Source organism: Bartonella sp. CE47NXGY, assembly GCF_042195415.1.
Classification (GTDB): domain Bacteria; phylum Pseudomonadota; class Alphaproteobacteria; order Rhizobiales; family Rhizobiaceae; genus Bartonella.
This window is the reverse complement of record NZ_JBHIOI010000037.1, coordinates 1-9,706: the sequence shown is the minus strand read 5'-3', so window position 1 is coordinate 9,706 and position 9,706 is coordinate 1. Positions and strand designations below refer to the sequence as shown.

Annotated in this window: 8 protein-coding genes; 5 read left to right on the top strand and 3 right to left on the bottom strand. The window is 39.7% G+C overall.

The genetic code is table 11. The features are described 5' to 3' along the window. Nucleotides 1-857: 857 nt before the first annotated feature. Both ACFIL3_RS08190 and ACFIL3_RS08185 read right to left on the bottom strand, forming a co-directional pair. Nucleotides 858-1,373 carry a short-chain dehydrogenase gene (locus ACFIL3_RS08190; RefSeq protein ID WP_375682050.1) on the bottom strand — a complete coding sequence of 172 codons (516 nt, stop codon included), beginning with the start codon at nucleotides 1,371-1,373 and terminating at the stop codon, nucleotides 858-860. Nucleotides 1,374-1,391: 18 nt separating this feature from the next. Further along, nucleotides 1,392-1,955, bottom strand: coding sequence for an NADPH-dependent FMN reductase (locus tag ACFIL3_RS08185; protein ID WP_375611626.1), 564 nt, complete (start codon nucleotides 1,953-1,955; stop codon nucleotides 1,392-1,394). Between the two features lie 1,105 nt (nucleotides 1,956-3,060). Between ACFIL3_RS08185 and ACFIL3_RS08180 the strand changes: the two genes are divergently transcribed. From ACFIL3_RS08180 to ACFIL3_RS08160, 5 genes are all read left to right on the top strand, one after another. After that, nucleotides 3,061-3,594 (top strand): hypothetical protein, encoded by a 534-nt coding sequence (locus ACFIL3_RS08180; RefSeq protein ID WP_375682049.1) that lies wholly within the window; start codon nucleotides 3,061-3,063, stop codon nucleotides 3,592-3,594. A gap of 1,166 nt (nucleotides 3,595-4,760) precedes the next feature. Then, nucleotides 4,761-5,339 (top strand): hypothetical protein, encoded by a 579-nt coding sequence (locus tag ACFIL3_RS08175; protein ID WP_375682048.1) that lies wholly within the window; start codon nucleotides 4,761-4,763, stop codon nucleotides 5,337-5,339. A gap of 137 nt (nucleotides 5,340-5,476) precedes the next feature. Continuing rightward, nucleotides 5,477-5,683 carry a hypothetical protein gene (locus ACFIL3_RS08170; protein ID WP_375638458.1) on the top strand — a complete coding sequence of 69 codons (207 nt, stop codon included), beginning with the start codon at nucleotides 5,477-5,479 and terminating at the stop codon, nucleotides 5,681-5,683. 353 nt (nucleotides 5,684-6,036) lie between these two features. Next, nucleotides 6,037-6,408 (top strand): hypothetical protein, encoded by a 372-nt coding sequence (locus ACFIL3_RS08165; protein WP_375682047.1) that lies wholly within the window; start codon nucleotides 6,037-6,039, stop codon nucleotides 6,406-6,408. Between the two features lie 17 nt (nucleotides 6,409-6,425). Continuing rightward, a complete protein-coding gene (locus tag ACFIL3_RS08160; protein WP_375682046.1) occupies nucleotides 6,426-7,589 on the top strand; it encodes a DUF6990 domain-containing protein in 1,164 nt (387 codons plus the stop codon). Between the two features lie 924 nt (nucleotides 7,590-8,513). On the opposite strand, the gene ACFIL3_RS08155 is transcribed toward ACFIL3_RS08160, so the two are convergent. Beyond that, on the bottom strand, nucleotides 8,514-8,837 hold the full coding sequence (locus ACFIL3_RS08155; RefSeq protein WP_375613621.1) for a hypothetical protein: 324 nt from the start codon (nucleotides 8,835-8,837) through the stop codon (nucleotides 8,514-8,516). Nucleotides 8,838-9,706 lie beyond the last annotated feature (869 nt).

The window sequence follows — 9,706 nt, the reverse complement described above, 5'->3', positions numbered from 1 at the left end:
GCTTTAATGGGGCGGTTTATCGGAAGTTTGTTGTTTTCTGTGAATTTGCAAAATCGTAAAAACGTGAAACTGTAAAATGGTGTGTGATTGGTCAAGGGCTGTGACGGTTGTGGGGAGGATATGGGGTAAAGAGGGTGCCAATGGAGGTGTAAAGGTTGGATTGTGCAATGTGTCATTGGAATGGGGGATTGGGGAATTGGGGTAATGGAGGGCGTTGGGGGAAAAGGGAAGTGTGTGTGGAATGGTGTTGAAAAGATAAGGAAAATAAAGTGCGCGTGTGGCACTGTATATTTCTTTATCAAGCGTTTGATCTCTTATTACAAGGTTACCAAACAATTAAACGCAGCGCTGAAAAAGCGCATGTAGTGCTCGTGTCATGGGGGAGGCGTAAGTTTTAGATCATGCCATTTCTTCACGGCTTGGGAGGAGGGCATCGATTGTTTTTCTCATTTTACGCTGATCTCTGGGGGAAAGGACTAATGGCAATGAATAGGCTGATGATAGGTTTGTAATAGGCTGATGATAGGCTGGTGATAGGCTTTAATGGGGCGGTTTATCGGCAGTTTGCTTGTTTTCTGTAAATTTGCAAAATCGTAAAAAACGTGGAACTGTAAAAAGGTGTGTGGTTGGTCAAGAGCTGTGATGGTTGTGAGAGGGGGATAAGCCCGTGTGAGAAGGGTTAGAAAAACGTTTGGTTTTGAAGCTGTTGATATAGGCATGCTGTTTAGAGGCGTAAGGGAGGGGGATTGTTCGTTCTCAAAGCCTATGATGTAAGAGAGTATGGGCTATTCAAGAGGGTGTTCGGGTATGGATAGAGATTGAAGGGGCACTGCTTCTTTGCAAAGCAGAGGTCTTGATCATAAGTTTTGTTTATTCATATGGTTTTTTATGGCATCCAGTACCTGTTGGCTTATCTCCTTATGGGTCAGCCATCGTAAACCTTTGGGCGTTGTTTTTTGTCCTAATTGAATGGGGATAAAATCAACCTTGTTTTTGCGCGCGCACTCGAGGATCATTTGATCATGCGTGTTGGAACCAAAAATATGAAGAATACATGGCGGTTTAGGCAAAAGAGCCAACTGCTCAATTAATGCGCAAGAAAATGCATAGGCGGGCGAATGAATCCATAATATGCAATATTTTAGATCATGCCATTGCTTCACAGCTTCTAAAAATTGCGCCTTTGATGCCGCACAATCATAATCCAACGACACACACAACTGTTTGTTGTGCAATGCCTCAAGCTGGACTTTATGGGAAAGAAAGCGTGCAGCAATAATCACTTTTTGCGGCTCTAGTGATTGATACAAAGGGGCAAGCATCCCTGTGCCCCCTACCACTAAATAACGATAGTGCGCATCCTTTTTTTTCATGCCCCCTCCCTTATTACTTTAAATCCCACCTCTTTGCTTTAAAAATGTGTACATTTCATCAGCAAGTCTTTCACAACGTGTTTGTACCTCTTCACTTATAACTTTCCAAGTACGACCTTCATCATCTGAGGAAAAATCTTCGTTGGAAGAGGCGATTTGACATTGGAGTGTATAACCATAAAGCGTGTGCACCACCGGCACTAAATGCTCACACGGTTGTGCGCATTTTTTGGCCGTACTCCCATGAGAGATAAGTCCAACAGGTTTATTTAAAAAGGCATTATAGCTCAAATTATCAAGAGCATTTTTTAAAACACCCGAATAAGATCCTTGATAAACAGGGCTTGCTAGAATAACGCCATCAGCCGCGGCAATGGTTTTGACAAACTCACGGACCGCAGCACTTGGATTAGCCTCTACCTGCTGATGATAATCGGGATCTGTCATCGGCAAGGGCTGTTCACGCAAATCAACCCAATGAAGTGATGCACCCCGCTTTATGAGGCAATCCGCTAAATAACTGGCTAAAGTTCTTGTTAAGGAAGGTTGACGCACAGACCCCAAAATAATTGCTATATTCAACAGGATTCTCCTTTATCTTTTCCCCACAAGCCTATAACGCAAGGCTTATAAAGAATTGTAAGTAAAATGGCGCGTATCATTATGCTGTTTATAAAGAGCAGTTGTGCTGATATCGCATAGTTATAGAATCAATCCATGCTAACAAGATTGTTGACAAAACAACACCTCAAACTTGCAAGGGAATGTTAGTGCTTTCATTAATATTAAAATGCTTGATCTCAAAAGTAGCGGCTGTCTCTCTGTCTTAGAAGCGCTTTGATGAATATATTCTGAGCTATTGGCTTGCAAGATCCCCAATGAAAAATGGAATATATCGTCATATTTTGAATGATCATTGAGCCTTTTTAATTGGAATAAGAAAGTTGTAAGATTTTCTCATTTCAAATGCTCTTATTGCGCGATCATTTGCGCATCAATGGAAGTTGCTTTTTTCATGTCTTAAGTGGGCGGAAAATAATTGAGAAAAGAATAAAAATGCTTCGATCTTTTCAAGAGATAAGGGCTATCGTAGAGGCTAGATAGGGCTGTTGTAGGGGGCTGCGGTATGGCTGTTTGTAGGGGCAGAGTGGTATGGCTGTTTGTAGGGGGCAGCGGTATGGCTGTTTGTAGGGGCAGAGCGGTATGGTTGTTGTAGGGGGCAGCGGTATGGCTGTTTTTTGGGCAGGGGTGGGGTTGTCGTAGGAGCCTTAGGCTAATGGGGTTGTCCGTGTTGAGGAACGAGTTATGGCGTAGCTTATTGCAAGGGAGGGTAAGGCTATTGTAGAGGCCGCAGGGGGCGTATATGAATGGCGCCGGATTACATTTTTTATTGAAACAATAGGGGTGATAGAGTTTATAGTAAGGGGATATATTCATGGGGGCGCTATTGTTATCCTCTTCATGGGGGCTATTCATGAAATGGGGGTGATGCGCGTTGGTTTGGAAGTGTTGAGAGATTTCTTTAAAACAAGCACGTGAATTGGCAAAACTATTGGCAACATAAATATGCAATACGAGTATTTTCTGGGGTGTTCTGTTTGACGATAATGGATGCAATTGTGCTTTGAGAGATTATGCGTATCCTTATAAAGTTAGGGACAAACAGTTGTATAAAAGGGAAGAGCAAATGAAGGGGGAAAATTCCACATTTTATAACAAACGGTGCTCTCTTTTTTTTGGAAAATCATTTCGTTCTTATAAAGATTATATGATTATTTGTCTTATTTCTATCCTTGTTGGGATAGGTTATAAAGCTCTTTTGATCCCATTAGAAGCCAAGTGGTCGTTGAGTGTATCGCAGGATAGCACTCTTTTAGCGATTTTTGTACTACGTGAAGTCATCATGGTTGTTGTTGTTGCCTCGATGCCTGTTTTATTGGTGCTTTATCTCATCTTAACGTATTTGTTGAAAAAAAGGATTCAGAATTTAGAAGAGGCTATCCAGCAACGGGGTCACACAATCGATCAACAAAATAATCCAGTAAAAAAGGATAGAGAAAAAATAATCTGTTTTTTTATCGTATACTTTTGGTTGATATTTCTGCTAAACGTCTTTTTTCCTGCGGGTGTTGTCATGCTCATTTTAGAATTTTATTATTTTGTTTTCAAGCGCGTGAGAACCTATTGTAGAGTGAAACGGGAATTAAAACGCATAAGATAAAGAGAGTGACAAGGCGCTTTTGTCGCTATCATAAGGGGGGAGAGGCAATGTTTGGAAGCTCGTGACACAAGAAGAGGGGAGGATGAATGGTTGGAAAATCATCAGGCAAAGAGGATAAAGAAGCCTATCAGGTTTGTAATGAGGAGGATGCTCTTAATCATTTGGAAGAGCAACCACGCTTTTAGAAAATTGGGGTCTTTTGTTGAAAATAAGGGAAACACTATGCATCGCACTTTTCGTGGTTCTTAAAAGAGCGGGCATGAAATAAAGAAATGCGTTTTTCATAAAAAGGAAGAGCAATGAAGGGGAAAAATTCAGCATTTTATTCAGCATTTTATAATGAACTACGCTATTTTTTCGAAAAAAGTATTTTTTCTGTGCGAGAGCATGTTGTCATTTGTTTTCTCTCTCTCATTATTGAGCTATGGAACAGGATTTTCTTTCTCCCATCCTTGGGTAGCCAAGAGAACTTGACAGGGTGGCAGGATACACCCCTTTTTCTCTCTCTGTGTGCGTTTTGGCAAGTTATTATAGTGTGTATTTGGGTCTTGTTTCCAGTTCTGTTGATACTCTTCATAACATTGTGGCTTTTGTTGAGAAAAAATACTCAAAAATTGAAAGAAATAAACCAGCAACGGGGTAAAATAACCGATCAAAAGGATCGATATAAAGAAAGTGTGAACTGGAAAATGGACGATATTCTTGTCATGATATTTGTTTTCGTGCTTATGTGCGTGACATTGGTGGTTAGCTTGTATTCCCATGATGATTTTAGAACTTTATTATGGTGTCTTTAAGCAGGTGAGAACGTATCGTAAAGTGAGACGGGAATTAAAACGCATAAGAAAAGAGAACGATAAGGCGCTTGCCTAGCTATAAAGCGCTTGCGTAGCTATTGTGAGGGGTAAGAGGCAATGTTTAGAAGCTCTCGTGACACAAGAAGAGGGGAGGATGAATGGTTGGAAAATCATCAGACAAAGAAGAGAGCCTATTTTCGTTTGTAATGAGGAGGATGCTCTTAATCATTGGGAAGAGTAACCGCGCTTTTAGAAAGTTGGGGGGTTTTATTAAAAATAAGGAAAGCGCCATGCATCGCACTTTTCGTGGTTCTTAAAAAAGCGGGCATGAGATAAAGAAATGCATTTTTCATAAAAAAAGGAAGAGCAATGAAGGGGAAAAAGTCAGAATTTTATTCAGCATTTTATAATGAACTACGCTATTTTTTTGGGAAAGATTATTTTTCTGTGCGAGAGCATGTTGTCATTTGGTTCCTCTCGCTCATTATTGAGTTGTGCAACAAGATTTTCTTTCTCTCATCTTTGGGTAGCCAAGAGAACTTGACAGGGTGGTGGGATACACCTCTTTTTCTCTCTCTGTATGCGTTTTGGAAAGTTATTACAGTGTGTGTTTGGGTCTTGTTTCCAGTTCTGTACATACTCTTCATAACATTGTGGCTTTTGTTGAGAAAAAATACTCAAAAATTGAAAGAAATAAACCAGCAACGGGGTAAAATAACCGATCAAAAGGATTGGTATAAAAAAGGCGATAGAGAAAAATGGAGTGATATTCTTGTTACAATATTCGGTCTCGTGCTTATGTGCGTGACATTGGTGGTTGCTTGTATTCCTATGATGATTTTACAACTTTATTATGGTGTCTTTAAGCAGGTGAGAACGTATCGCTGTTTAAGAAAAGAACTGAAAAACGTCTTGCAAGAACAGGATACAGCGTTTGAGAAGTCATGAGAGGGAAAAAATAATGAAGAAATTATGAGAGATTCAGCCTTTATAGGGATTGCTCTCTATACCATTTTGCCTCTGATATTTTTTGGTGCTCTTTCATGAGGTGTCCGTAAACATTGCTCTAAGGAGCAGTGTTGAGGGTGGCATTGAGTGAAAGAAAAGCCGATTATGGATTAGTATTGATAAAAGGGAATAAGAGCCCTTGGGGTTTAGAGCCTAGAGTGAGTGCTTGGGACTTACTTTATCGTTTGAGGCGTGAGGAAGGAACGGTTTTGCTTGTAGGGGCGCGCGGTATATGGGTTGTTTTCGTATTTTTAGGAGCCTTGTTCATTCAAGCTTTGAAATGAATCCTATTGAAGTGGGGATGCAGGGTCATTTTCTTGAAAATAGGAGAATTTTTAGGAAGAAAAAGCTGAATTGTGACTATTGTTTATAGATTAGTACGGTTTGAAAATCTTTATTGTTTGCAATGTGAGGAAGGTAAGAGGGTAGCAAGGTAGCAGGAATATTATAGTTTTTATTATGACGTAAGCCATAACGACCTGTGTACTTTTCTTGATTTCGGTGATATTTGGGTTTTGCATCATCATAATGCGTAAATTGGAAAAAAAGATCCAGAAACGAGAAGAGGCAATCTCTGTGTGATAGCAAATAAGCTCTCTGTCACACGGGGTCTTTTCAAAGAGTGAGAGGGGAATACATGAAGGAGCAAAATTGGACATCAGAGCAAGAAACGCATAAAGGAGCGCATTCTTTTTCGCTCCAGCAAGTGTTGCTCTCAGCAAAGGATTATAAAATTATCTTTGCTATTGCGGTTCTCATTATCATGTGGAAAATGGTTCTAGAAATACCAGGTGTATTGAATTGGCAGCTGACAGGGTGGCAATATGTTGTGCATGCCGTTCTCTTTAAAACAACGGACATCATAACGGTTTGTGTTATTATTTTTATTCCGGTTATGTTATGGCTTCGCACCAAAGTGACGGGTGAGTTGCGAAAAAATATTCAGAAACTAGAAGAAGCAATCTCGGTGCGAGAGCACATAAGCTCTCTGTCGCACGGGCTTTTTTAAAGACTGAGAGGGGAAAAATGAACAGTGATCCTATAGCCGTATTTCTATTAGATCCCGGATTCTGGGTGATGATTGTTATTTGCATGATCATTATCATGCTTGTTTTAGCTCTTTATATCTCTGTCTTCAAACGGATGAAAATGAATTTCCAAGTGAAAGGCGAGCTGGAAAGAGTGCTTAAAGAAAATGATCTTGCAACGCAGCAGTTTTGGAAAGATGAAGCCGTGGTGCAGAAGAGGCGTTTGCAACTAAAGGAAAAAGAGTTCTCTGCCGATTATGATGATGATGAAATTCTCACGATAGAAAGTGCAACAGGGCTTTTAAAAAGCTTGGGATGGTCGGTGGAAATCGAGGGAAAGGGAGATTATTTGGCAACCCTCTTTTTACCAGATCGTGAAGTGCAGTTTCTTTATAACGAGCAACGAGTGGAAGAGTTTTCGCCCTTTGATCGCGGACTTTTAATTATGAGCGGTATTTTTGCGGCGGCTTGTCAGACGATTAATCCTCATAATTCTGGGGTTGTGCCAACGGTATTTATGAATTTTGTACCCAATGGATTGGAAATTTTTGAAGAAAAAGTGAGCGTCCAGCTTTTAAAGAAAGCACTCGATAAAACTTTAAAATGGACAATGGAAGATGATTCTTTGCATGAAATGTTTCGCTCTCAATATGGTATTCCCCCTTGGGAAAAAGACTCTTTATCTTGGGCAACGGATGATGACATAGAGCTCGCATCTTATGCTTTGCTGCATCTTGCTGCTCTTGCCTTACTTGGTGATGTTGAGACTTTAGCTTCTTATGACGAAAGTTTTACGGCAGGGGAGAAGCTTGGCTTTGATGAAACCATTGAAAAAGTTCATTTGGAACGCGCGATGGTGATTGCTCAAGAAGTGAAAAGGGAAGGAAAGTTCAGTTACGATCTACTGGAACGGGTTGCTGAGAAGTGGTCTATAGCCATGGACTATCAGCTTTTTAGAGTGAGATCCCCTAATACGTGTAATCAAAAACGTGCTTTTCATAAAAAATTAGTCGAGGAGAAAAAACAAGAATTAAGGGAACAAGGGTTTGAAGGGGTGAGTGATGAACAGTTCGTGTTTGAAGCAGAGGGGGTAAAACATGCTCCTGATATTACTTATATTAAAGATGGTAAAATCGCATTTATGGATATAAAAATTGATTAGTGTTGTACTCTCCTGTTGAAGAAAAGCACTCTTATTTAAAAGATGTGAAAGCGCCATGATTGAGACGCTTTCACACCTTTCTTACCAGAGCCAAATAAAGTGTTCGAAAAATCGAGAATAATAGCCAAGATTTTAAAAAATAGACTGAAAATGGCTTGATCCTCAAGAATAGAGGAGAAAAATCAATTATAAATTCTACTCTCTTCTTAAAGGCGGTCTCTTTTTTGTTAGAAAATGCTCATAAATTATCGCTTATTCAAGCGGTATGAGGGAAAGGTCCATTGACTAAAGCGCTATGGGGGGAGCTCCATTGACTAAAGGCGCTATGGGGAAGCTCTATTGACTAAAGTGCTATGGGAGGGAAGCTAGGGGGTAGAGCCTTTGTCATTTGAGGTGAGAGGAAGGCAAAAAATGGCATTTTTGAGCAGTGTTAAGCTCTTTTGCCTTTGAGGTGTTTTTTGTCTTTCTAAGAAGTCCTTGCCAATGAAGCAGCGCTTGTTAAGCTTCAACAGTGTTTCAGTATGGTGATATTGATATAAAAAGTTATGGTGTTTTTGTGTTTTTCAGTCTGTTTCATGGAGATCTGGAAGCCAATCCGATGACAGAGGAGATGCATGGTCATTTTCTTGAAAACAGAAGAATTTTTGGGAAGAACAAGAAGATTGCGGACCCTTATTAACGAAAGCGCTATGGGAGCGAAGCTAGGGAGTTAGAGCCTTTGTCATTTGAGATGTGAGACAAGTAAAAATGGCATTTTTGAAGGCGATGATATTTGGCCAATAAAAATAAAAACACAATAAAAACTAAACTAAAACAAAGGAAAAATTAAACTAAAAAAGGCCCCATTTTATAAAGGGCCTTTTTATTTAAATTTTACAATATATACAAAATGTATATAACCTTACTTTAAGAACTTTTTGTATCTTATATTCTAGTAGCAACAAGTTGTACGAAATATATAATAAGTGATCCTAAAAAACCAGCTATTGCATTCAATAAATTTTCTGCTTTATCGTATATATCGTTGATTGATGCTTGTTCTGATGCGCTTCTATTACTGACTCTCAGTATATTCAATGTATCCGATGTGTCCCTTACTTGTTTAACAAACTGTAAATTTGTTTTCTCAATAGTATAAGGAGCAACAATAGGAGAGGGTTGTTTATTGACTATACGATCAGATTTTTGAATCGCGAGAGCTAAACCACTTGTAATAGCCCCAGCTATGAAAAAATATCTGATATTCATAGTTTTTCTCCTATATTTATTTCGATAAATAAATATCGATACGTATCATATATAAATTCGATTTAAATAACTATAGTAAAAATACAACAATCACAAAAAAGAATAAACTTTGTCTATATTTTGACAAAATTTACTCTTAATTGCCTTAATGAATTCTTTCAGATTCGATTTTATGAAGGCGTAAAAAAGTTTGAAAGCTCTGTAGGCAAGTGGAATCCCATAAGGTGGGTGATACAATGGTTGCTAGCAAACTTCTTTTTGTGCCTTTGACCAAGGATTCATAAAAATGAGGGTTCATAAAAATGAGATGCGATGAAAATTGAGTAAAACCCTTGAAGGGAAGGATTCACTCTATTGAAGGCGGAGTGCATCTTTTCCATGGATTGGATACTGCTTTATTGAGGGTTGAGGCGGTATCCGTTGAGGGGAAGGATGCACTCTTTTGAGGGCTAGAGTGCATCCTCTTATGGATTGGATACTGCCTTATGAGGGTTTGGCAGTTTCCGTTGAGGGGAAGGATGCACTCTTTTGAGGGCTAGAGTGCATCTTTTCCATGGATTGGATACTGCCTTTATGAGGGTTTGGCAGTTTCCGTTGAGGGGAAGGATGCACTCTTTTTTAAGGCGCGGAGTGCATCCTCTATAGATTGGATACTGCCTTTATGAGGGTTGAGGCAGTTTCCGTTGAGGGGAAGGATGCACTCTTTTTTGAGGGCTAGGGTGCATCCTCTTATAGATTGGATACTGCCTTTATGAGGGTTTGGCAGTCTCCGTTGAGGGGAAGGATGCACTCTTTTTGAGGGCTAGGGTGCATCCTCTTATAGATTGGATACTGCCTTTATGAGGGTTTGGCAGTCTCCGTTGAGGGGA

What these genes read in the sequence shown, in the direction of transcription:
- ACFIL3_RS08190 (WP_375682050.1), bottom strand. Translation starts at nt 1,373, where the DNA reads ATGAAAAAAAAGGATGCGCACTATCGTTATTTAGTGGTAGGGGGCACA.
- ACFIL3_RS08180 (WP_375682049.1), top strand. Translation starts at nt 3,061, where the DNA reads ATGAAGGGGGAAAATTCCACATTTTATAACAAACGGTGCTCTCTTTTT.
- ACFIL3_RS08175 (WP_375682048.1), top strand. Translation starts at nt 4,761, where the DNA reads ATGAAGGGGAAAAAGTCAGAATTTTATTCAGCATTTTATAATGAACTA.
- ACFIL3_RS08165 (WP_375682047.1), top strand. Translation starts at nt 6,037, where the DNA reads ATGAAGGAGCAAAATTGGACATCAGAGCAAGAAACGCATAAAGGAGCG.
- ACFIL3_RS08160 (WP_375682046.1), top strand. Translation starts at nt 6,426, where the DNA reads ATGAACAGTGATCCTATAGCCGTATTTCTATTAGATCCCGGATTCTGG.
- ACFIL3_RS08155 (WP_375613621.1), bottom strand. Translation starts at nt 8,837, where the DNA reads ATGAATATCAGATATTTTTTCATAGCTGGGGCTATTACAAGTGGTTTA.